The following is a 21951-nucleotide window of genomic DNA, read 5'->3' as shown; positions in this document are numbered from 1 at the left end:
TTTGCAACCGTGAAGTGCGGGCGGCGGCCGGGCGGCCTGAAAATTAACCTGCGATCGGCGGCCTTTCGCCGTGGCGTTGCGACAGCGTGAAGATTTCGACACCGGTTGCGGTAACGCCGACCGAATGCTCGAATTGCGCCGACAGCGAGCGGTCGCGCGTCACTGCGGTCCAGCCGTCCGACAGGATCTTCACATGCGGCTTGCCGAGATTGATCATGGGCTCGATGGTGAAGAACATGCCGGGCCTCAACACCACACCCTCGCCGGGCCGGCCGATATGGATGATGTTGGGTTCGTCATGGAATATACGGCCCAGCCCGTGGCCGCAGAAGTCGCGCACCACGCTCATGCCTTGCGGCTCGACGAAACTTTGAATGGCGTAGCCGATATCACCCGTGGTGGCGCCTGGCTTCACCGCGGCGATGCCGCGCATCATGGCCTCATAGGTCACTTCGATCAGCCGTTCGGCCTTGCGGGCGATCGGGCCGATCGCATACATCCGGCTCGAATCGCCGTACCAGCCCTCGACGATGAAGGTGACGTCGATATTGACGATATCGCCTTCCTTCAGCACCCGGTCGCCCGGCATGCCGTGGCAGACCACGTGGTTGATCGAGGTGCAGGTCGAATAACGGTAGCCGCGATACATCAACGTCGCGGGATAGGCGCCGTGGGAAAAGGCAAAATCGCGGACGAATTCGTCGATCCGCGAGGTCGGTATTCCCGGTTTCACGATATCGGTGAGGTCATCAAGGCATTTCGCCACCAGCGCACCGGCCTTGCGCATGCCGGCAAATCCGCCCTGCCCATGCAGCTTGATCTGTCCGGTCTTGCGCAGGGACGTTTCGGTGGCGTCGACATAGCTCATGGCTGGATCACGTTTCGGCAGGACTGCGGTTGCGGTTTGTGACGTTAATTTAATGATCGGAGCGGCCAGCGCAAGCCAAGGTTGGCGGCAAGGTTGCCGTGCTCTCCGGACATGGCAAATATGGAACCGCAGGCTAAGGTTGTGGCGAGGCCCGGCTGCCCCATGGCCCGGACGTCAGCTCGAAACCTCCACGACGGTGTTCTCGACCGGGAGCGCGCCGCTGCGGACGCGGAGCTCGCGAACCGGATAGGGCACGCGGATGCCCTCGCGTTTGAACGCGTCCCAGAGCGCCAGCATCACGTCGCTCTTCACATTGTCCATTCCGTCGGGATCGCCGATCCAGAAGGTGAGGGAGAATTTCATCCCGGCTTCGGCGAATTCCGTCAAAATGCAGCCCGGCGGCTTGCCCTTGATGGCGCGGGGCGATGCCGCCGCGATGTCCGCGGCCAGCTTACAGACCAGGTGGGGATCGGCGTCGTAATTGGTGCCGAAATTGACCTTCACCAGCGTGTTGTTGTCGGTATAGGTCCAGTTGGTGACCTTTTGCGTCACCAGATCCTCGTTGGGGATCAGGAATTCGCGGCCGTCGCCAGCGGCGACCGAGATATAGCGTGTCTTCATCGCGCTGATGCGCCCCGAACTGTCGCCGATGGTGACGAGATCGCCGGGTTTTACCGACTTATCCGCAAGCAGGATGATGCCGCTGATGAAATTGGCGATGATCTTCTGCAAACCGAAGCCGATGCCGACGCCGGCTGCACCGGAGAAGATCGCGAGCGCCGAGAGATTGATGCCGACCGCGCTCATGGCCGCCGCGACGGCGAGGACCATCAGCGCGAGCCGGATGATCTTGACCAGCAACACCTGGATCGACGGCGTCAGATCGTCGGACCGCGTGATCCGGCTTTCCACGAAGTTGCTAGCGATATTGGTCAGCCACAGCGTCACCGACAACAATATGCCGAGCTTGATCAGCACTAGCGGTGTCAGCCGCAGGCCGCCGATCTCGATGGAGATCGAATCGAGCGCATCGATGGTCGGGTCGAGCTGCCCGATGATGCTCAGCGCCGCCACCAGCCACGCCGACAGCGACACCAGACGGACGAGGAATTCGTTGCGAATGACCGACGTCACGAGACGGATAACCAGCCACGCCAGGGCAAGCTTGGCGAACACCGCGAGCAGGTAGCTGCGGCTCGGCCAGGTCAATGTCTGCATGGCCAGCCGCGTTAGGCGCATCAGCACCGCAAATACCGCCGTCGACGAGTAGCTGACCAGCACGCGTGCGACCACCGGTAGCGGCGCAGGCCAGCCCTTGCCGAGCGTTTTCATGTCGGTCCGCGCGCGGATCGCTGCCCCGGTCGCGAACGAAATCCCGGCGCCGGCCAGCACCAGGCCGATCTGCAGATAAAACCATGGCGACGTGACTTCCGCGCCGACCGACCGCGCGGCCGAATGCAGGAAATCAAGGATGTCGGTCATGTCCATCGTCAAAATCTCTTCTCAAGGCAGATCGTCGCGCGCGGCTAAATTTGATTCGAATATCCGGCAGATTTCCACACAAGTCGCATTGACGCCATTGCCGTGACGCGTCGGCGCCGCCGTTTGGAGCGGGTCTGACGGGCACATTGTCGCCATCGGCGCAAATGGCCTTGGCGGCGAAGTGTGGCGACGATAAGGATCAGTTGCAGGTATTTGCCCTTGTTTGCGGAGGCTCATGGCATCTCTCGACGCGGTCAGTCTGACGATCCTTCTCGGCGCCGTGCTGGTGATGGCCGGTATCCTGTCGAGCCTGCTCGCGCTGCGGTTCGGCGCACCCTTGCTGCTGGTGTTTCTCCTGATAGGCATGGTGGCCGGCGATTCCGGTCCGGGCCACCTGAATTTCGACGACGTGCGCACGACCTATCTGGTCGGGTCGGTGGCGCTGGCGCTGATCCTGTTCGATGGCGGCCTGCGAACGCGTTTTCAGAGCATTCGCGCGGTGCTTGCGCCATCGATGGGGCTGGCGACGATCGGCGTCTTGCTGACGGCGCTGATCACCGCGCCGGTCGCCCGATATGCGCTTGACCTGAACTGGACCGAGGCGCTGCTGGTCGGCGCCGTGGTGGCGTCGACCGATGCGGCGGCGGTGTTCCTGCTGGTGCATACGCAGGGCTTGCGGCTGCGCCCGCGCGTCGGCGCGACGCTGGAGGCTGAATCCGGCACCAACGACCCGTTCGCGGTCTTCCTCACGCTGATGCTGGTGGAGTTGATCTCGCGCGGCGCCGGCTCACCCTGGCATGTCGTGCTGGAATTCGCCCGCGAGGCCGGGCTTGGCGCTATCATCGGCGTCATCGGCGGCCGCACCGTTGTGCTGGCGCTCAACCGCGTGGCCCTGCCGCAGGGCTTGCATGCACCGTTCGTCGCCACCGCCGCACTGGTGATTTTCGGCGGCGCGCAGATCGCGCATGCCTCGGGATTCCTCGCGGTCTATCTGGCGGGCATCATCATCGGCAACCGTCCGACGCGCGCGCATAATTCGGTGGTGACGTTTCTCGACGCCGCGACCTGGCTGGCGCAGATCGTGATGTTCGTCCTGCTCGGTCTTCTGGTCTCGCCGCAGCGGCTGATGGGCAGCGTCGTGCCGGCCGTGATCGTCGCGCTGTCGCTGATGCTGGTGGCGCGGCCGGTTGCGGTGTTTCTGTGTCTTGCGCCGTTCCGCTTCAATTGGCGGGAAAAGCTCTTCATCGCCTGGACCGGGCTTCGCGGCGCGGTCGCGATCTTCCTGGCATCGATCCCGATGCTGGTCGGGCTGTCGAAGGCCTATCTTTATTTCGACGTCGCCTTTGTCGTCGTTATCATCTCGCTGCTGTTGCAGGGCTGGACGTTGGCCGCGGCGGCGCGGCGGCTTCATGTGGCGCTGCCGCGCACCGATCGCGTGCCGCGGCGGGTCGAACTCGATCTGCCCGGCCAGCTCGAACAGCAGCTGGTCGGTTATTCCGTCCGTCCCAAAAGCCTGTTTTTCCGGCGCGGTCTCATCCCCTCCTGGTCGAAGCCGACGCTGGTGATCCGCGACCAGCGCATTCTGTCGCCTGCCGAGGCCGATCCGATCGCGCCGGGAGATTACCTCTATCTGCTGGCGCCGCCGGAGAAGGCCGAGGCGCTCGACCGCTTCTTCGTCGACATGCCGCCGAGTTCGGCGCCCGATCCGCATCTGTTGGGGGATTTTACGGTGTCCGGCGAGGTCACGCTCGGCGATATCGCCGAAGCCTATGGCGTTACCGTCGACGCCGAACAGGCGAAGCTGACGCTGGCGGATTATTTCGATGTCCATCTGGATCACGCGCCGAAGGAAGGCGCGGCGCTGGCGCTCGACGCCATCGTGCTGGTGGCGCGCAATCTCAGCGGTGGCAGGGTCAATGCGGTCGGCCTTCGCCTGCCGGAGGATGAGGAAAAGACCGAATATCCGACACGGTTGGAGTCGTTCAAACGCAAGCTGTCGGAGCTCTGGTCGTCGGTGGCGGGGATTTGAAGCCGCTTGCCGCTCTCGTCATTCCGGGACGTGCGTTAGCGCGAACCCGGAATCTCAGCCACAACTGCCGGATTCCAGGGTTCGACGCGGAGCCGATCATCGGACCGCGCTTCGCGCGGACCCGGTGGCGTCGCTCCGGAATGACGGCTTGGGGTTAACTCGTCAACACCTTGACGCCGCCGAAGGCGGTGATGTGCCCGCTCCGGAGCATTACGATCTGGGTCGCCAATTGGCGCAATTCCGCCGCGTCATGGCTGACATAGACCATGGGAATCCCGGCCTCATCGCGCAGGCGTACCAGATAGGGCAGGATCTCATGCTTCCTTCCTTCGTCCAGCGCTCCCAGCGGCTCATCCAATAGCAGTAATCTGGGTTTTGACAGCAGCGCGCGGCCGAACGCGACGCGCTGGCGCTCGCCGCCCGAGAGCCGTCCCGGCCGGCGATCCAACAGCTTGCCGATATCGAGCAGATCGATGACGCGCGTCCGCTGCGCGGGGTCGTCGGCGAGGCGATTCATGCGCCGGCCATAGTCGAGATTCTGGCGCACGTTGAGATGCGGAAACAGCCGCGCATCCTGGAACACATAGCCGATGCGGCGGCGATGAGGCGGGACGTGAATGCGCGCGGCCGTATCGTCGAGCGTCTCGCCATCGATGGCGATGACGCCGCGATCGGGCCGCACCAGACCCGCGATCATGTTGATCAGCGATGTCTTGCCGGCGCCGGATGCACCGAACAGCCCGGTGACGCGGCCTTCGCTCGTAAAGGAGGCTTCAAGCAGGAAGTCGCCGAGTTGTTTTGAAACGTCGACATGCAGCATCGTCAATTACCATGCACGCGCCGCGTGGCGCGCCGCGCGAACACTTCGGACGCCACCAGCGCCGTCGTCGCAATCAGGATCGACACCACGACCAGCCGCAGCGCAGCGGCGTCGCCGTCGGGGGTCTGGGTCAGCGAATAGATCGCTGACGAAATGGTTTGGGTTTCCCCGGGAATGTTCGACACGAAGGTGATGGTTGCGCCGAACTCGCCGATTGCCTTGGCAAAGCCGAGCACCATGCCGGCCAGCACGCCCGGCAGCGCCAGCGGCAGCGTGACGGTAAGGAATACCTGCCAGGGCGCCGCGCCCAGTGTTGCTGCGGCCTGCTCGAGTTTTCGATCCACCGCTTCGATGGACAGCCGCATCGGCCGCACCAGCAGCGGAAACGACATGACGCCGCAGGCGAGCGCCGCGCCGGTCCAGCGGAACGCCAACACGATGCCGAGTTGGTTGGCAAGCCATGCGCCGACCAAGCCGCGCCGGCCGAACGTCAATAGCAGCAAATAGCCGGTGACGACCGGTGGCAGCACCAGCGGCAGATAGATCAGCGCGTCGATCAGCGACTTGCCCCAGAAATCACGCCGCGCCAGCAGCCACGCCACGCCGATTCCGATCGGGGTCGCGATCAGGGTCGCCACCGTCGCGACCCGCAGCGATAGCGCGATCGCGGTCCATTCCGTCGGTGAAATATCGAACACTAGCGCGGGTTTCCGAAGTTCGGATGCACTTGCGGTTCCTCTGTCACGAACTTCGGAAACAAACGGTGCTCCGGCAAGAGTCAGTATTTTCCAGAGCCTGTTTCAAAGCCGCTGACCGATCTGAAATTTCTGACTGGGCCTTCGACAGCCACCGCAGCAACGCCAAAATCGGCAGCAACGAAGTCGTCAGGTCGTCGGGCTGACGAGGAAGCTGAAGCCATATTTCTCGAAGATGGCCTTGGCCGCTGCCGTCCGGAGGAACGCCAGATATTCGGTCGCTTCCGGCTTCGCGGTCGAGGTCGCCGCGACGGGATAGATGATCGGCGGATGGGAGTCGGCCGGGAAGGTGCCGACGATCTTCACGCCGGGCTCGACCTTGGCGTCGGTGGAATAGACGATGCCGAGCACCGCTTCGCCGCGCGCGACCAGCGCCAGCGCGGCGCGCACGCTCTCCGCCATCGCGAATTTCGGCGCGGCGGCCCGCCACGCTCCAAGTTTTTCCAGTGCGGCTTCCGCGTATTTGCCGACCGGGACCGATTTGACGTCGCCGGTAGCGATCTTGCCGTCGCCCGCGAGCTTGGCGAGATCGAAGCCCTGTCCGATCGTCACATTGTCGATCTTGGAGTCCTTTGGCGCGACCAGCACGATGCTGTTGCCGAGCAGATTGACCCGGGTCGGTTCGTTGATGGTCTTCTTGCCGATCGTGTAGTCCATCCAGTCGGTATCGGCGGATACGAAAACGTCCGCCGGCGCGCCCTGTTCGATCTGCTTGGCCAGCGTCGAGCTTGCGGCATAGCTGGCCGCGACCTTAACCCCAGTTTTTGCGGTGTAGGCCGCATCGACCTCATCGAGCGCGTTCTTCATCGAGGCTGCGGCGAATACAATCAGGTTTTTGTCTTGCGCCAGCGCTGGCGAGAAGGCCGATCCGAAAAGGACCGTGAAAGCGAGGAAAAATCCGGCGAGACGATGCATATGGCGCTCCATGCGAGGTCGCGGCCGCGATGGCGCGCGCAAATCAGGCGTTGTTTGGATATGGATGCGACAAGCGGAAGCGCCGTTCCGTCAGTCCCGCCAGCTTACGGCCGACCGGGATATCGCTGACCCGAATAATAAACAGGCTGGCAAGTCAGGTAAAGGTGACTATTCGTCCTATTCGGACGGCAGGATCGCCACCGACAGCGCGTTTTCCCGCGCTCCGCTGATTTGCAGCACGAACGGGCTGGACGATAATTCGTACTTCATGGTCTTGCGAATGCCGTCGCAATCGGTTGCGCCGCTGAAGCCCTTTGGCTTCAGGATATGCCCATCCTGCACCACATCGATCCAGGCGCCCGCGGACAGGCTGATGGTGTAGATACCGGGCTTCGGCGCGTTCTTGAAGCTGGTAAGGCCGGCGAAAGTGCCTTCTTTCGGCGCCCGTTCCGGCGGCGTGGGAAATTTGGCGTCGGCAGGCGGAACCAACGCCAGCGCAATTCCCGTCGCCGGCGGCGTTGCGAGTTCTCCGCCGGACACGAGCTTGATGCGATCCGGTGCCGTCAACGCCGCCCGCTCCCGCTCGATCGGCCATTTGAACTTGTCGCATCCGCTTGGTTCTTCCGCCGCGAAGGCGGAAGCCGTTCCAAGCAAAACGAAACCGATCAGCAGGACTGTGCGCATGATCAATCCACCCCAATCATGACGTCTGAAGCCTTCACCACCACGGTCACGTGACCCTTGGCCTTGATGCCTAATTCGTCGACCGCTTCATTGGTAATCGACGACGTCACGATCACGCCGCTGCCGATATCGACGCGGACATGCGAGGTGGTCGCGCCCTTCTTCACTTCGACGACGGTGCCCTTGATCTGGTTACGTGCACTGATGCGCATGATGGATTCCTCAAAGTCTTGTCTCAGCATGATGCCAACTCGAAATGACATAACGGGAATGTCGGCATAGCGGGACGGAATGAGACCAGCAGCCCTGGTCCGCAGCCTCGCCAGCGCTTACGGCGCGACGATAGCCAACAATATAACGGTTTCGAGCGACATGAATACCCGGTTCTCGCGCCGAAAATGCCTCACAATAAAAATGAACGTTTTTTTAACGGTGCAAATCTGCATGGATCGTCGCCATATGTCACTGCCTGGCGTCCGGTGCCGCCAATACCTGGCGGCAATCGGCCGGCATTTGCGCCAGCGTCATCGGATGGCTCGGCTGCTCCGGCTCCGTCGGCGGCTTCGGGTGAAGCACGGCATCGCTGAACCAATAGGTGAAATCGGACGGGCTGCAGCCTTCGCCCTCCGGTGGCGGCGGTTGGGTCTCGCATTGCTTGGCGCCGGCCGGGCATGTGATGCGGATATGGAAGTGATAGTCGTGGCCGTACATTGGCCTTATCTTGGCAAGCCAGCTGCGGTCGCCGGTCGCCTCACGGCACAGCGCCTTCTTGATCGCGGCGTTGACGAAGATGCGCTCCACCCGCGGCTCCTGCGCGGCGTCACGGATCACGGCGAGATGGCCCGGCGTCCAGACTTTCGTATCGACGTCGAGACGATCGGAACGGACCATCATGACCGCGGACATGTCCTCGCGCTCCTCGCGCGACAAGCGGTGGTCCGGCATCGGCGTCAGCCAGACATCGGCATCGAGCCCGATCTGGTGGCTGGCATGGCCGGTCAGCATCGGGCCGCCGCGCGGCTGCGCCATGTCGCCGATCAATATTCCGGGCCAGCCCGCGTCCTTGTGCGCCTTGACCGACAGCCGTTCCAGCAGCGCGATCATGTCGGGATACCCCCAATTGCGGTTGCGTGACAGGCGCATCACCTGCCAAGTGTCGCCGTTGATCGGCAGCGCTTGCGCGCCGGCGATGCATCCCTTGGCGTAGAAGCCGATCACCCGCGGCGGTCCCGCCGTAGGCAATACCTTGCGGCCGAACAGTTCCTTGGCGCCAAGTTTGGGGTCGTTGGGGTTGGCAAGCGGCGGCAGCGGCTTCGGATTGACGGTGCCCTTGTCCTGCGCTGCGGCGACGCCTCCTAGGGCGGCGGCCAGCAGCAGGAGCATCAGCAGCAAGCGGGAGTTCATCCGGTCCCTCGACGGCGCAGTCACTATCTGAATTAACGCCCGTGTACCAAGCGTACCAGTCGCATTTGCTTGATCTCCACCGCTATGCACCGCGTAAAAGGCCGTTGCCGGATCAGGCTCCTTCGCCGTTGCAGGACGTTTTTAACGTTTCGATAACCATAACTCGCGCTGACGAAATTTCGGGCGTTCCGAAGACAGACGCGCATCGATTGTGCAATTGGCGCCTTGTCGGATATTTTATGATGGTACGTGGCTGGTTTTGTTTCGCTCATCCACGATCAGATCGCCCGCTGTATACCGGACGGTTTTCGCTGTGCAGATATCGCCGATTTCGCCTGTTAAGCAGGCAGCCGACAGTCGGCCATCGCACCATCCTCGCCGCAAAAAGATACCCTTTTTTCAGATACTTATCGGAGAACTCGCGCCCGCAGAATGGGACCGGGGCGTAACGATGCCGAGAATTCGGCCGAAGACTGTTAAGAAAATAAAGCGTGCGACGATGGCCCGCCGTGCCGGCAGGCCGGCGAAGCCGCGTCCGAAGCTTCCCGGCAATGGCGGCCCGCGCATTGCCGCTGTGGCAAACGACATCGCACTGACGCGGATGGAAGCCGAGGCCGCGATTGCGGAGGCGCGCAAGTCTCACGAGCGCCTGCGCGAGGCGATCGACATCCTGCCCCAGGGTATCGTGTTTCTTGATGCCGAAGGACGCTACATTCTCTGGAACAAGAAATATGCCGAGATCTACAACCGCAGCTCGGACCTGTTCGAACATGGCGCGCGCCTGCAGGATACCATCCGCGTCGGCGTCGAGCGCGGCGATTATCCAGAAGCGGCCGGCCGCGAAGAAGAGTGGATCGCCGAACGGCTCACGAAGCTTTATCAGCCCGGCGAGCGTCACGAACAGACGCTTTCCGACGGCCGCTGCATCCTGATCGAGGAGCGGCTGACGGGAGACGGCGGCATCATCGGCCTGCGCGTCGATATCACGGAGTTGAAGCAGCGCGAGGCCTCGTTCCGCCTGCTGTTCGACAGCAATCCGGTGCCGATGATCGTCTGCGCGCTGGACGACGAGCGGATCCTTGGCGTCAATGACGCCGCCATCGAGCATTATGGCTACAGCCGCGAGGAATTCGAAAAGCTCACCATCCGCAGTATCCAGGCTTTCGAATCCGAGCCGCCCTGGGCCGGCGATCACTCGAACGACGAATTCACCGCCCGCACCTGGAAGCATGTCAGGGCAGACGGAACGCTGATCGACCTTGCGATCTATTCGCGTCAGCTCATCTACGCCGATCAGCCTGCGGTGCTGCTGGCGCTGATGGATATTACCGAGCGCAAGCGCGCCGAGGCCCGGCTCGCCTTCATGGCGCAGCATGACGCCTTGACCGGCCTGCCGAACCGCAACGTGCTGCGCCAGCATATCGATGATATATTGCTCCATACGCGGCGCAACGCCGAAAAGGCCGCCCTGCTGATACTCGGGCTCGACAATTTCAAGGCGGTCAACGACACGCTTGGCCACGGCATCGGCGATAATCTCCTGCGCGGGGTCGCCAAACGCCTGCGCTCGACGCTGCGCGAGGAGGACATGGTCGCCCGTCTCAATTCGGACGAGTTCGCGATCGTGCAGGGCGGACTGACGCGGCCGGAGGATGCCGTGCTGCTGGCGCGGCGCCTGTTGGAGGCGGTCGGCGAGTCCTATGTGCTGGACGGCCATTCCGTCGTGATCGGTGCCAGCGTCGGCATCGCCATGGCGCCGGGCGACGGCGATGAGTCCGAAAAACTGCTGAAACATGCGGCGATGGCGTTGTCCCGCGCCAAGAATGATTCGCGCGGCACGTTCAGCTTTTTCGAAGCCGAAATGGATGCGCGCGCCCAGAGCCGCCGCAAGATCGAGATCGACCTGCGCGAGGCCGTTCAGGGCGACATGCTGCGGCCGTATTATCAGCCGCTGGTCGATCTGGCGACCGGACGGATCACCGGCTTCGAGGCGCTGGTGCGTTGGCCGCACCCCGAACGCGGCATGATTTCGCCGGCCGAATTCATCCCCGTCGCCGAGGAGACCGGCCTCATCAATGCGCTCGGCGGCCAGATGCTGCACCGGGCCTGCGCGGACGCGGCGCTCTGGCCCGACGATGTCCGCGTCGCGGTCAATCTGTCGCCGCTGCAATTCCGTTCCGGCAATCTGCTGTCCCTGGTGATGGAAACGCTGAAGCAGACCGGTTTGCCGGCCCGGCGACTGGAGCTGGAGATCACCGAAACGCTGCTGTTGGAAAAGAGCAGCCAGGTGCTGGCGACGCTGCACGCGCTGCGCGCGCTCGGCGTGCGGATCTCGATGGACGATTTCGGTACCGGCTATTCGAGCCTGAGCTATCTCCGGAGTTTTCCTTTCGACAAGATCAAGGTCGACCAGTCCTTTGTGCGCGATCTCGGGACCAACCCCGAAGCGCAGGCGATCGTGCGTGCGATCATCAGCCTCGGCGCGGGCCTTGGCGTCACCATCACCGCCGAAGGCGTCGAGACCGAAAGCGAATTGAGCTGCCTGCGCGCCGAAGGCTGCCAGGAGGGACAGGGTTTTCTGTTCAGCCGCGCGCGGCCGAACGCCGAGATCGTCGGGCTATTGAAAGCCCAGAGCGGGGTGGATTCGGCGGCTCCAGGGGATGCCGTCGCAAAAGCCGCATTGGTGGCTTGATCGCAGGGCACGGCGCGAGACGCTTTGCCCACCCTACAGCGCTTCATCTTGTGGGCTTCAGGTAATGCCCGCTCCGGCATTGGAATCGGCCGCCAGGATCGCGCGGCCGACATCCTCGTATTGCGTATCGCGGGCCTGGATCTGCTGCGCGATGGCATGCATGTCGCGGAAACGGCGCTCGAACTTGTTGGCGTGGAACACGGCCGTGGCGCCCGCCATGTGATAGGCGGCGTCGACGACGGCGGCCGATTGATGGATCGTCCAGGTGGATGCAAGGCGAAGCATGACGCGATCTTTTTCAGTGTAGGTCCCTGTGCGCGTCAGGTCGCCCCACACCTGCGCTGCGGTTGCAAACAGATAGGCGTGGGCCGCGCGCAGATCGCCCTCGATGCGGCCGATCAAGCCCTGCACGGCGTTGTTCTCCCGCATCGCCTTGATGCCGACCGACGCCTTGCCGCGCGCCAATTCGATCGCGGCATCCAGCGTGGCGCGTGCGACGCCGAGCGAGACCGACGCAAATCCCATCGCGAAAACGATATGGGTGGGGAGTTGGTACAGCGGCCCGTTTTCGCGCACCGCAGCAGGCTCGTCGCGAAGCGCTGCGAAACGTTCCGGGACGAACAGGTTGTCCACCGAGTAACTATCGGTGCCGGTGCCCTTGAGACCGATCACGTCCCAGACGTCATACATTGTGGCGCTGGATATCGGAAACAGGATCGTGCGTATTTCCGGCGCGCCGTCGGGCTTGCGCCGCCTGCTGCCGTCGGCCTCGACGACCTGGACATGCGCGCCGAGCCATTTTGCTTGGCGCGAGCCGCTGGCAAAATCCCAGCGTCCGTTGGCGCGATATCCGCCGGGCACGGCATGGACTTCGCCCGCAATCGCGCCCCAGGCCAGAATGCCGTCCGGGGCGGCGAAGATCTCGCGCGCCGTTTCTTGATCGAGATAGGCCGCCGTCATGGCGCAGACGCTGCATTGGCCGAGGCACCAGGCGGTGGAAGCATCGGCCTTCGCCACTTCCTCGAGCATCTGCATGAAGATTTCGAGCGGCGCCTCCGCGCCGCCCGCGCTCTGCGGCAGCAGCGCCTTGTACAGACCGTTCTCGATCAGGGCGGATACCACTGGTGGCGTCAGACGCCGCGTTCGCTCGATTTCGTCGGCCTCGCTCAGTATCAGCGGCGCCAATGCCCGCGCGCGTTCGACGAGTCCGAAGCCGGGTGCCTTGTCCATGGGGTTCCTCGCCCTTTGCCCTTTTTTAGGGCATTTTGATTGGTGAGGCCGCATGGTGGTCCATCCGCTGCCGCCGATCAAGATGCGCAGCGGGAGGGGGTGGCGAATATACGTCGGCTAAAAATATACCTGGGCTAAGCGGCGTCGCGCAGGCCGGCCAGGAACTTATCGACGCTTTGCAGCAAGGTGTCCGCGTGCCGGCTCAATTCACCGGAGGCTGTGAGCGCGCTGTCGGCCAGCGTGCGCGACTGGCCTGCCGCTTGGCTTGCGCCCGCGACATTTTGCGAGACTTCGCCGGTGCCGGCCGCAGCTTGTTGAACGCTTCGCGCAATCTCCCGTGTCGCCGAATCCTGCTCCTCGACGGCGGCTGCGATGGTGGTGGCGATGCCGCTGATCTCGCGGATCGTGTTGCTGATGTCGCCGATCGCGGTGACACAATTGCCGGTGGCGGACTGGATCGAGCTGACCTGACTTGCGATCTCGTCGGTCGCCTTGGCGGTCTGGCTGGCAAGCTCCTTTACCTCGGCGGCGACGACGGCGAATCCCCTGCCGGCTTCGCCGGCGCGGGCGGCCTCGATGGTGGCGTTGAGGGCGAGCAGATTGGTCTGGCTTGCGATCGCACTGATCAGCCGGAGCACGTCGCCGATCTTTTCGCCGGCCGCCGTCAGGCTCCCGACCATTTCCGTGGTCTGGCCGGCCTTGACCACCGCCCCGTCGGCGACGCTGCTGGAATGGGTGACCTGCCGGCCGATCTCGGCGACGGAAGACGCCAATTCCTCGGTCGCTGCGGCGACCGTGCTAACGCTGGCCGAGGCTTCCTCTGACGCGCTGGCTGCCGCGGCTGCGCGTTGCGACGTGCCGTTGACGCTTGTGGTGATCTCGCCGGCGACGCGCTGCATATCCTTGGTCGCCTGTGCGACCGCGCCGACCACGCTTCTGACGTCGGCCTCGAACCGGTCGGCCATCTGGCGCTGCAGCGCCTTCTTTTCCAGATCCGCCTGCTGCTTGGCGGCCTCCTGTTCCTGTCGCAGCGTGGCCGCTTCGATCATGTTGCGGCGGAACACATCGACGGCGGCGGCCATGCTGCCAAGTTCATCCTTACGGTCGCTGCCGGGAATGGTCACGTCGGTCTCGCCGCTGGAAAGGCGGTTCATGACGGCGGTGATCGCCGTCAGCGGCCGCGATAGCCCGCGGCCAAGCAGGAACGCCAGTAAAACCGCGACCGCGAGGATCGCGACGGTACCGAGAATGAGATGGCGTTGTGAACTGGCGGCGGCCGCCTCATAGGCGGTGGTGTCCTTGACGACTTCGAGCACCGCGACCGGCTTCCCGGCGTAATTCCTGATTTGTCCCAGATAAAGCGCAGCGGCGTGACCGTTGAGGGTGGCATCCCGCTGTAGTGTTACGCCATCGAGGGCGCCCTTGAGTTCGTCCTGCGTGGCGATTGCGGTGTCGCCAAAGCTGGACGCGAGTGTCTTGAAGGTGCTGCCGTCGAACCAGTGCATGGCGAGGTCGACGCCGAGGCGCTGTTTGACGCCGTCGACAAATTCCTTGCCAAAAGCGGCGCCGATATCGGCGACGGCAATGCTTTTTCCCCCGCGCATGATCGGAGTCATGGCAAAAATGCTCAGCGATTCGCGTCCCGGCTCGACGCCGACGATCGGCTTTCCGGTCGCGTTCGACTCGACCACGGTGGCGCGCCGCGCCGAGATGTCCTCGCCGAAAATCTTGGGCGTATGGACCCGGAAGAAGTTGGTGGCCGGTGGGGTGTGAAAACTGATCATCGGCATGCCCTGCGCCTTCAAGGCCATGAGCGGATCGTGCAGCAGCTCTCCGAGCTTGTCGCGGTCGCCGGCTGCCACGGCATCGCCGACCGGAGGCAGCGCGGCGATCACGGCGCTGACGGCGAGCGCGGAGCGTCCCTCATAATCGACCGCGGCGATAATGCTGTCATATTGCAGCTTCAACTGCTGATCCAGCGCAAGCTGCATCAGGGCCCGCTGCTGCATGACCGAAAAAGTCCCGAGGATGGCGCAGGCTGCGGCAACCGTTAGTGAAATCGCCAGGATCAGGCGCGATCCGATTGATTGAAGCTTGAACATGGGAATACCGAACCTCCGCAAGGCAGGAACCATCGGAAATTCCCAGAAACTCCTTAAGATTTAAGAGTCATGCTGACTCGCGCACCGGTAATATATAGGTATATGGATGCGGTGCAGTGACGCAGACGGCAAGGATTGGCGATAAATATCGCCGAAGGCAATATCTTAGCTATCGACCTTGAGCGCGGCGATGAAGGCTTCCTGCGGGATGTCGACCTTGCCGAACTGCCGCATCTTCTTCTTGCCTTCCTTCTGCTTCTCCAGAAGCTTTCGTTTGCGCGTGATGTCGCCGCCATAGCACTTGGCGGTGACGTCCTTGCGCAGCGCGCGCACGGTTTCGCGCGCGATCACCTTGCCGCCGATCGCTGCCTGGATCGGAATCTGGAACATGTGCGGCGGGATCAATTCCTTCATCTTCTCGACCATGGCGCGGCCGCGGCCCTCGGCCCGGGTCCGATGCACCAGCATCGACAGCGCATCGACCGGCTCGTTGTTGACGAGGATCTGCATCTTGACGAGATCGGCCGGTTTGTAGTCGGTGAGGTGATAGTCGAAGGAAGCGTAGCCCTTGGAGACCGATTTCAGCCGGTCGTAAAAATCGAACACCACTTCGTTCAGCGGCAGGTCGTACTTCACCATCGCGCGCGAACCGACGTAAGTCAGCTCTTTCTGCGAGCCGCGGCGGTCCTGGCACAGCTTCAGCACACTGCCGAGATATTCGTCGGGCGTCAGGATCGTGGCCTCGATCCAAGGCTCCTGGATCTCGGCGATCTTGACCACGTCGGGCATGTCGATGGGATTGTGGATCTCGATCTCGCTGCCGTCGGTCAGGCGCATCTTGTAGATCACGCTCGGCGCGGTCGCGATCAGGTTGAGATCGAACTCGCGCGACAATCGTTCCTGGATGATCTCCAGGTGCAACAGCCCGAGGAAGCCGCAGCGGAAGCCGAACCCGAGCGCGGCCGAGGTTTCCATCTCGAAGGAGAAGCTGGCGTCGTTGAGGCGCAGTTTGCCCATCGCCGCGCGCAGGGTCTCGAAATCGTCGGCATCGACCGGGAACAGGCCGCAAAACACCACGGGAATCGCGGCCTTGAATCCGGGCAGCATTTCGGTGACCGGCTTGCGGTCGTCGGTGATGGTGTCGCCGACCCGGGTATCTGCCACTTCCTTGATCGCCGCCGTGATGAAGCCGATCTCGCCGGGACCGAGCTCGTCGACTTGTGTCATCTTCGGCGTGAAGAAGCCGACGCGCTCGACATCGTAGGCCGCGTTGGTGCCCATCATGCGGATGCGGCTACCCTTCTTCATCACGCCGTCGACGACGCGGATCAGAACGACGACGCCGAGATAGACGTCGTACCAGCTATCGACCAGCAGCGCCTTCAGCGTTGCGTCGCGGTCGCCTTTTGGCGGCGGCAGGCGGGTGACGATGGCCTCCAGCACGTCGGGAACGCCGAGGCCGGTCTTGGCCGAGATCATGACCGCGTCGGAAGCGTCGATGCCGATCACGTCCTCGATCTGCTGCTTGACCTTCTCGGGTTCGGCCGCGGGCAAGTCGACCTTGTTGAGGACGGGCACGATCTCATGGTTGTTGTCGAGCGCCTGATAGACATTGGCGAGCGTCTGCGCCTCGACGCCCTGGCTCGCATCGACGACCAAAAGAGAACCTTCGCAGGCTGCCAGCGAGCGCGAGACTTCGTAGGCGAAGTCGACATGGCCGGGCGTGTCCATCAGGTTGAAGATGTAGTCCTTGCCGTCCTTGGCGTGATAATGCAGCCGGACGGTCTGCGCCTTGATGGTGATGCCGCGTTCGCGCTCGATATCCATGGAATCGAGCACCTGCTCCTTGCCCGCCATTTCGCGATCCGAAAGCCCGCCGGTCATCTGGATCAGGCGATCGGCCAGCGTCGATTTGCCATGATCGATATGGGCGACGATGGAGAAGTTGCGGATGTTGGCGATGGGGGCCGTTGTCATGGGCGCGGGATAGCACTGGCGGCCCCGCGGCGGCAACCGGAATGGCGGGCCTTGGCCGTCTATCTTCACGCCAAGCTGATTCCACTTTGCATGAAAACGCGCTACGCAGGGCCATGTCCACCACGTCACTTTTACCTGCGGCGTCCCGTGCGCGCCGAAAGCCCGGCATCCGGCGCCTCGCGGCGTCGCTTGCGGCATCGGCGTCCAATCCCAGGGCCAGTCTCTGGCTGGTGATCTGCTTCGCCCTGATCCACGCGCTGCTCTGGACCTTGATCCTGGTCCAGCTCAAGGCGGCACAGGATGTCCACACCGACGTCGCCGAGGCCTTTGCCTGGGGACAGAAGTTCCTGCTTGGTTATGGCAAGCATCCGCCGCTATCGGGATGGGTCGCGGGCGTCTGGTTCAGGCTGTTTCCGGTGACGGACTGGGCCAGCTATGCGCTGGCGATGGCCACCGTCGGCTGCGGGCTTGTGATCTGCTGGCTGATCGCCTTGCGCGTGGTGGACCGCCGCCGCGCCTTCTTCACGGTGGTGATGCTCGCGATCTATCCGATCTTCAACTTCAAGGGCTTCAAGTACAATCCGGACCTGTTGCAGCTCGTGACGCTGCCGCTGGTGGTGCTGGCCTATCTGGACGCGTTCGAGAAGCGGACCGTGCGCGCCGGCCTTTGGCTGGGCCTCGCCGGCGCGCTGGCGCTGATGACGAAATACTGGGTCCTGACCATGTTCGGCGCGATCGGGATCGCCGCGCTGCTTCATCCCGATCGCCGCTTGTTCCTGCGCTCGCCGGCGCCCTGGGTTGCGATCGCCACGCTGGTGGTTGCGATGCTGCCGCATCTGTGGTGGCTGAAGCAGGTCGAGTTCGCTCCGCTGACCTATGCCGGCGATGTCTATGCCATCACAAGCCGGGCGCTGTGTGTTCAGCTTGTCCTCGGCTATATCGGCCATAACCTTGCGCTGCTGGCGGTGCCGGTTCTGCTGGCGGCCCTTGCGCTGACGTGGCGTCGGCCCCTGGCTCGCGTCTGGTCGTCCGGCGCGAACCTGGGCGTGAATACATCGCAGGCGCTCAATATCTGGATCATCCAGGCCGTGGTCGCGATCGGGCCGCCGCTCGGCGCGCTCGCCTTCAATGTCTATCTGAAGACCGATTGGGGAATCCCGCTGTTCTTCCTGGTGCCGCTGGCGTTGGTGGCGATTCCAGCGTTGCGGCTTCCGAAAATCGTGCCGGTTTATCTTGTCGGCATATGGTTCGTGATCACGATCGCCGTGCTTGCCGCATCGCCCTCCATCGCAAAGCGGGAAATGGCGACCAATCCCGACAGCGCGTCCACCTACAGCGCGCGCTCAGAACTGGCGCGCGAACTGACGGAAACCTGGCATCAGCGCTTCGGCTCGCGTTGGCCGGTGGTTGCCGGCACCACGGAAATCGGCGAGCCGATGACGTTCTACAGCCCGGACCACCCGGCGCCCTACACGCCCGGTGAATCCTGGGCGTCGGGGCTGACATCGCTCGATGAAGCCAGGCGGCTCGGCTTTATCGGCATCTGCGATACGTCGGACTACCGGTTGAAGGAGTGCGAAGCGTGGATGGCGGCGAATGCCGCCCAGGGTGAGCATCTCGTCATCAACACCCGGCGCTTCTTCGAGGGCCATGCCGGACCGTCGACGAGCTGGAAGGTCTATATCGTGCCGCCGGCGCGATAACCGTCGACGCGAAGCCCGGTCAGGTGCCTTCTTCGTGGAATTTGTCGGCGACGAGTTCGGTGATCGCGGCCAGCGCCGCTTCGGCTTCGGGGCCTGCCGCCGAGACGACAATTGACGTGCCCGGCCCGGCGGCAAGCATCATCAGGCCCATGATAGAAGTGCCGCCGACGGTCTCGCTGCCGCGAGTCACCCAGATTTCGGCATTGAAGCGCTCGACCATCTGCACGAATTTTGCGGAAGCGCGGGCGTGAAGACCGCGTTTGTTGATGATGGGCATTTCCCGGGACAGCGCCTCCGGCGGGATCCTTGGACCCGCGCCGGTTTCGGATGGCGTGTCTTCGTCGGTCATTTTCCGGCAAGAACGCGGCTGGCGATGGTGACGTATTTGCGGCCGGCTTCCTGAGCCATCGCGATGGCGTCGGGAAGCGACCGTTCTTCGCGAACCTTGGCGAGCTTGACCAGCATCGGCAGATTGATCCCGGCCAGCACTTCCACTTTGGGACGGCTCATGCAGGAGATCGCGAGGTTGGAAGGGGTTCCACCGAACATGTCGGTCAGGATGGCAACCCCGTCGCCACTGTCGACGCGATTGACCGCTTCGATAATGTCACTTCGACACAAATCGGAGTCATCTTCCGCTCCGATCGTGACAGCTTCGATTTGTTTTTGCGGACCCATGACATGTTCGAGCGCCGCCTTGAACTCGTCGGCAAGGCGCCCATGGGTCACAAGCACTAGACCAATCATTGGAAACTCCTCGCGGGTGCTTTTGATGCACCGCACGAACGCGCCACTTTGACCATCCAGAGCCCCTGCGCAAGAGGGGACCCACGCGATTCTCCCGAAATCTGACAGGGAAGGGGAACCTGCGCCGGTCTATTCGGGCGCGATACTGGGCCTCATATGGTTACCAATTTCCTTCACACAATCACCCGAAAATGTTCCAGAGTGGGTATCACTGGTTGTCGTTAGCGCCGCGACAACCAGTGGAAGCGGGCTTAGTGCCCGGCTTACGGGAATTCGTGGTATTATTACACCATTGATGTGGAGATGGAGCGCCTCCGGAGGAGGCAGCCGTTCGGCATCTTCGGCTGCGAGGTCCACGACCAAGCCGACAACGGCCTCCTCGACGAAGTCGCAGCGGCGGATGCCAAGGCCATAAATTTCGATCAGGCCTGCCAGCGGCCGCGCCGGCCGGACTAGGAGCTGGTTCCCTCTGGCCTCGAGGTGAACGCGGTCGTCACCGACCAGGACAGCGGGAGGAACCTGCCCCGCGCGCCCGGCGAGGATGAGTTCGAACGCCAGCCGCGACTTGCCGGCCCCGGACGGGCCACGGATCAGCACGGCACGATTTCCCACCAGCACCGCGGAGGCGTGGACGCTCGCGCTGGCTGCTCCCGTCATGGTGCCGGCAGCCGGACCACGAAGCGCGCGCCCGCCACCGTCGGCTCGCCGTCGGGGCTCGCGGGCCCGGCGCGATTTTCCGCCCAGATGCGCCCGCCATGGGCTTCGATGATCTGTTTCGAGATCGACAGCCCGAGCCCGGAATTCTGTCCAAAGCCCTGATGCGGCCGGTCGGTGTAGAAGCGCTCGAAAATGCGCTCCAGCGCATCCTCGCGAATGCCCGGCCCGTCATCGTCGACCACGATCTCGATCTCGGACTTGACGCGCCGGCAGGCGATGCGGACCTTGCCGCCAGCATCGGAAAACGACTGGGCGTTGACCAGCAGGTTGGAGATCACCTGCCCGAGTCGCGAATCGTGGCCGGGCACCGAGAACGTATCGCCGAGATTCCGTCCTTCGAAACGGATCTCGACGCCGACATCATGACCGAGCTTGGTTTCGTTGGCGACCGTCGTCAGCGTCGTCAGCAGGCGGCGCAGATCGACCAGCGTGATGTCCTGCCGTTGCAATTCGGCGTCGAGCCGGCTGGCATCCGAAATATCCGAGATCAGCCGGTCGAGTCGTCTGACGTCGTGCTCGATGACCGCCAGCAGCCGCGCGCGGCTGCTCTCATTGCGCGCCAGGGGCAGGGTTTCGACCGCGGAGCGCAACGATGTCAGCGGATTCTTCAATTCATGGGCGACATCGGCGGCGAACATCTCGATCGCCTCCATGCGGTTATAGAGCGCGTGCGTCATCTCGCGGAGCGCGCCGGAGAGATGGCCGATCTCGTCGCGCCGGCCGGTGAAATCGGGGATCTCGACGCGGGTGCGGATGCGGCGGCGGACCCGTTCGGCGCTGTCGGCGAGCCGGCGCACCGGTCCGGCGATGGTGCTCGCGAGCAATAACGACAACAGGATCATCACCGCTGAAGCGACGCCGCCGACTTTCAGAATGGCGAAACGCTCCGCGGTGACCATCTGGTCGATATCGCCGCCCTTGGTCGACAGCATCAGCGCGCCATACACTTCGCGGTTCGATTTACGCTGCACCGGTACGGCGACGGAGACGATGACCTGGCCGCGCTCGTTGATGCGCACCATGCTGCCGCCCTGGCCGTTCAGCGACTTCACGACCTCCTGATAGCCCCTGCCATTCTCCGGGGCGAGTTCCTGATAAAGCGGCAGGTCGCCGCGGTTGAGCCAGGTGCGAAGCGCGATCATCGCGCGTTCGGCAATGCCGGGCTTGGTGGCGGAGGGCGGTGCCAATTCATTGGTGACGACCTGGCCGCGGCCGAGGAGAGAGGCGCTGTCGAGGATCAGCCCGCCGTCGCGGTCAAAGATGCGCGCCCTGGTTCCGGTCGGCAGGATCAGTTCGCGCAACAGCGGCGCCACGCGTTCCGGATTGATCGGGAAATCCGAATACTCGTCGGGAGCGGTATAGCTTTCGCCGGGTTTGAGATCGAGCAGCCGGTCCGGATCGATGGTGACGGCGCCGCTATCGACTGTGGCGGAGGCCGCGATCCAGCTTGCGATGATTTCAGCCTGTACCTGCAAGCTTTGCGCGCGCGCGTCGATCAGACCGGCGCGGAATTGCGAGAGGTAGAGGATGCATGCGACCAGCGCGATGAGGCCGGCGAGATTAAGCGAGACGATGCGGCGGGTGAGGCTGGAGAAGCTGAGCGCGAACAGGAACTGACCGGCGCGGGACAGCCAGCCAAGCGGCACCTGCCATCCTGTGAAACGCACGCTCTCCGCGGCGTCGGAATCCACGACGAAGGCCGTCGAGACGCCCTCGGCACGCTGATTCGAATCAGGCTGCGTTCGATCGAGCAATAGCGAAAACTGCCGGTTGTTTTGAAACGTCTTGTGGTGGGCGTCGTATGCCCGGCATCCTACCCCAGACGG

The 21951-nt window shown here is 63.3% G+C and carries 18 protein-coding genes; 3 read left to right on the top strand and 15 right to left on the bottom strand.

The window, feature by feature from the left end; all coding sequences use genetic code 11:
- Positions 1-43: 43 nt before the first annotated feature.
- Together map and HB630_RS19035 are read right to left on the bottom strand one after the other, a co-directional pair.
- On the bottom strand, positions 44-868 hold the full coding sequence (map, locus tag HB630_RS19040) for a type I methionyl aminopeptidase (protein ID WP_213773815.1): 825 nt from the start codon (positions 866-868) through the stop codon (positions 44-46).
- Between the two features lie 174 nt (positions 869-1042).
- Complete coding sequence (locus tag HB630_RS19035; protein ID WP_213773814.1) at positions 1043-2362, bottom strand: mechanosensitive ion channel domain-containing protein; 1320 nt, start codon at positions 2360-2362, stop codon at positions 1043-1045.
- Positions 2363-2585: 223 nt separating this feature from the next.
- Between HB630_RS19035 and HB630_RS19030 the strand changes: the two genes are divergently transcribed.
- Positions 2586-4379, top strand: a complete 1794-nt coding sequence (locus HB630_RS19030; protein ID WP_213773813.1) for a potassium/proton antiporter — start codon at positions 2586-2588, stop codon at positions 4377-4379.
- Positions 4380-4533: 154 nt separating this feature from the next.
- Here the strand turns inward: HB630_RS19030 and modC are convergent, their stop codons facing one another.
- From modC to mepA, 6 genes are all read right to left on the bottom strand, one after another.
- The gene (gene modC, locus HB630_RS19025; protein WP_213773812.1) at positions 4534-5199 is read right to left on the bottom strand and encodes a molybdenum ABC transporter ATP-binding protein; all 666 of its coding nucleotides are present in this window, start codon (positions 5197-5199) and stop codon (positions 4534-4536) included.
- Between the two features lie 2 nt (positions 5200-5201).
- Complete coding sequence (gene modB / locus HB630_RS19020) at positions 5202-5897, bottom strand: molybdate ABC transporter permease subunit (RefSeq protein WP_213773811.1); 696 nt, start codon at positions 5895-5897, stop codon at positions 5202-5204.
- A 186-nt stretch (positions 5898-6083) separates the two neighbouring features.
- Complete coding sequence (modA, locus tag HB630_RS19015; protein ID WP_213773810.1) at positions 6084-6869, bottom strand: molybdate ABC transporter substrate-binding protein; 786 nt, start codon at positions 6867-6869, stop codon at positions 6084-6086.
- A 177-nt stretch (positions 6870-7046) separates the two neighbouring features.
- A complete protein-coding gene (locus tag HB630_RS19010) occupies positions 7047-7553 on the bottom strand; it encodes a hypothetical protein (RefSeq protein WP_213773809.1) in 507 nt (168 codons plus the stop codon).
- Between the two features lie 2 nt (positions 7554-7555).
- Positions 7556-7765, bottom strand: a complete 210-nt coding sequence (locus tag HB630_RS19005) for a TOBE domain-containing protein (protein WP_213773808.1) — start codon at positions 7763-7765, stop codon at positions 7556-7558.
- A 250-nt stretch (positions 7766-8015) separates the two neighbouring features.
- Entirely contained in the window at positions 8016-8957 is a 942-nt protein-coding gene (gene mepA, locus HB630_RS19000) for a penicillin-insensitive murein endopeptidase (RefSeq protein WP_213773807.1), read from the bottom strand.
- Positions 8958-9456: 499 nt separating this feature from the next.
- Here mepA and HB630_RS18995 point away from each other — a divergent pair, with 499 nt between their 5' ends.
- Positions 9457-11649 carry an EAL domain-containing protein gene (locus HB630_RS18995; protein ID WP_213773806.1) on the top strand — a complete coding sequence of 731 codons (2193 nt, stop codon included), beginning with the start codon at positions 9457-9459 and terminating at the stop codon, positions 11647-11649.
- A 57-nt stretch (positions 11650-11706) separates the two neighbouring features.
- Here the strand turns inward: HB630_RS18995 and HB630_RS18990 are convergent, their stop codons facing one another.
- The 3 genes from HB630_RS18990 to lepA form a co-directional block, all read right to left on the bottom strand.
- Positions 11707-12879, bottom strand: coding sequence for an acyl-CoA dehydrogenase family protein (locus tag HB630_RS18990; protein WP_213773805.1), 1173 nt, complete (start codon positions 12877-12879; stop codon positions 11707-11709).
- Between the two features lie 134 nt (positions 12880-13013).
- Positions 13014-14981: a methyl-accepting chemotaxis protein gene (locus HB630_RS18985; RefSeq protein WP_213773804.1), complete on the bottom strand. Its 1968-nt coding sequence runs from the start codon at positions 14979-14981 to the stop codon at positions 13014-13016.
- Between the two features lie 165 nt (positions 14982-15146).
- On the bottom strand, positions 15147-16958 hold the full coding sequence (gene lepA, locus HB630_RS18980; protein WP_213773803.1) for a translation elongation factor 4: 1812 nt from the start codon (positions 16956-16958) through the stop codon (positions 15147-15149).
- Between the two features lie 113 nt (positions 16959-17071).
- On the opposite strand from lepA, the gene HB630_RS18975 reads away from it, so the two are divergent.
- Positions 17072-18661 (top strand): glycosyltransferase family 39 protein, encoded by a 1590-nt coding sequence (locus HB630_RS18975; protein WP_213773802.1) that lies wholly within the window; start codon positions 17072-17074, stop codon positions 18659-18661.
- Between the two features lie 19 nt (positions 18662-18680).
- On the opposite strand, the gene HB630_RS18970 is transcribed toward HB630_RS18975, so the two are convergent.
- The 4 genes from HB630_RS18970 to HB630_RS18955 form a co-directional block, all read right to left on the bottom strand.
- Entirely contained in the window at positions 18681-19010 is a 330-nt protein-coding gene (locus tag HB630_RS18970) for an HPr family phosphocarrier protein (RefSeq protein WP_213773801.1), read from the bottom strand.
- On the bottom strand, positions 19007-19408 hold the full coding sequence (locus HB630_RS18965; protein WP_024509305.1) for a PTS sugar transporter subunit IIA: 402 nt from the start codon (positions 19406-19408) through the stop codon (positions 19007-19009). The genes HB630_RS18970 and HB630_RS18965 overlap by 4 nt, the downstream gene beginning before the upstream one ends.
- 129 nt (positions 19409-19537) lie before the next feature.
- Positions 19538-20065, bottom strand: a complete 528-nt coding sequence (locus HB630_RS18960; protein ID WP_213773800.1) for an HPr kinase/phosphatase C-terminal domain-containing protein — start codon at positions 20063-20065, stop codon at positions 19538-19540.
- Positions 20062-21879: a sensor histidine kinase gene (locus tag HB630_RS18955; protein WP_213773799.1), complete on the bottom strand. Its 1818-nt coding sequence runs from the start codon at positions 21877-21879 to the stop codon at positions 20062-20064. The genes HB630_RS18960 and HB630_RS18955 overlap by 4 nt, the downstream gene beginning before the upstream one ends.
- Positions 21880-21951 lie beyond the last annotated feature (72 nt).

The sequence above is a fragment of the Bradyrhizobium sp. dw_78 genome (assembly GCF_018449525.1).
In the GTDB taxonomy this organism is placed as follows: Bacteria; Pseudomonadota; Alphaproteobacteria; order Rhizobiales; family Xanthobacteraceae; genus Bradyrhizobium.
Note: the sequence above shows the minus strand (reverse complement) of the source record. Positions and strands in the feature narration are given on the sequence as shown.

Bases quoted from the DNA above. Each gene is read 5' to 3' on its own strand.
- modA (WP_213773810.1), bottom strand. From the start codon at position 6,869: ATGCATCGTCTCGCCGGATTTTTCCTCGCTTTCACGGTCCTTTTCGGA.
- HB630_RS19030 (WP_213773813.1), top strand. From the start codon at position 2,586: ATGGCATCTCTCGACGCGGTCAGTCTGACGATCCTTCTCGGCGCCGTG.
- modC (WP_213773812.1), bottom strand. From the start codon at position 5,199: ATGCTGCATGTCGACGTTTCAAAACAACTCGGCGACTTCCTGCTTGAA.
- HB630_RS18975 (WP_213773802.1), top strand. From the start codon at position 17,072: ATGTCCACCACGTCACTTTTACCTGCGGCGTCCCGTGCGCGCCGAAAG.
- HB630_RS18965 (WP_024509305.1), bottom strand. From the start codon at position 19,408: ATGATTGGTCTAGTGCTTGTGACCCATGGGCGCCTTGCCGACGAGTTC.
- HB630_RS18990 (WP_213773805.1), bottom strand. From the start codon at position 12,879: ATGGACAAGGCACCCGGCTTCGGACTCGTCGAACGCGCGCGGGCATTG.
- mepA (WP_213773807.1), bottom strand. From the start codon at position 8,957: ATGAACTCCCGCTTGCTGCTGATGCTCCTGCTGCTGGCCGCCGCCCTA.
- HB630_RS18985 (WP_213773804.1), bottom strand. From the start codon at position 14,981: ATGTTCAAGCTTCAATCAATCGGATCGCGCCTGATCCTGGCGATTTCA.
- map (WP_213773815.1), bottom strand. From the start codon at position 868: ATGAGCTATGTCGACGCCACCGAAACGTCCCTGCGCAAGACCGGACAG.
- HB630_RS18995 (WP_213773806.1), top strand. From the start codon at position 9,457: ATGGCCCGCCGTGCCGGCAGGCCGGCGAAGCCGCGTCCGAAGCTTCCC.
- HB630_RS18960 (WP_213773800.1), bottom strand. From the start codon at position 20,065: ATGACGGGAGCAGCCAGCGCGAGCGTCCACGCCTCCGCGGTGCTGGTG.
- lepA (WP_213773803.1), bottom strand. From the start codon at position 16,958: ATGACAACGGCCCCCATCGCCAACATCCGCAACTTCTCCATCGTCGCC.
- HB630_RS19005 (WP_213773808.1), bottom strand. From the start codon at position 7,765: ATGCGCATCAGTGCACGTAACCAGATCAAGGGCACCGTCGTCGAAGTG.
- HB630_RS18970 (WP_213773801.1), bottom strand. From the start codon at position 19,010: ATGACCGACGAAGACACGCCATCCGAAACCGGCGCGGGTCCAAGGATC.
- HB630_RS19010 (WP_213773809.1), bottom strand. From the start codon at position 7,553: ATGCGCACAGTCCTGCTGATCGGTTTCGTTTTGCTTGGAACGGCTTCC.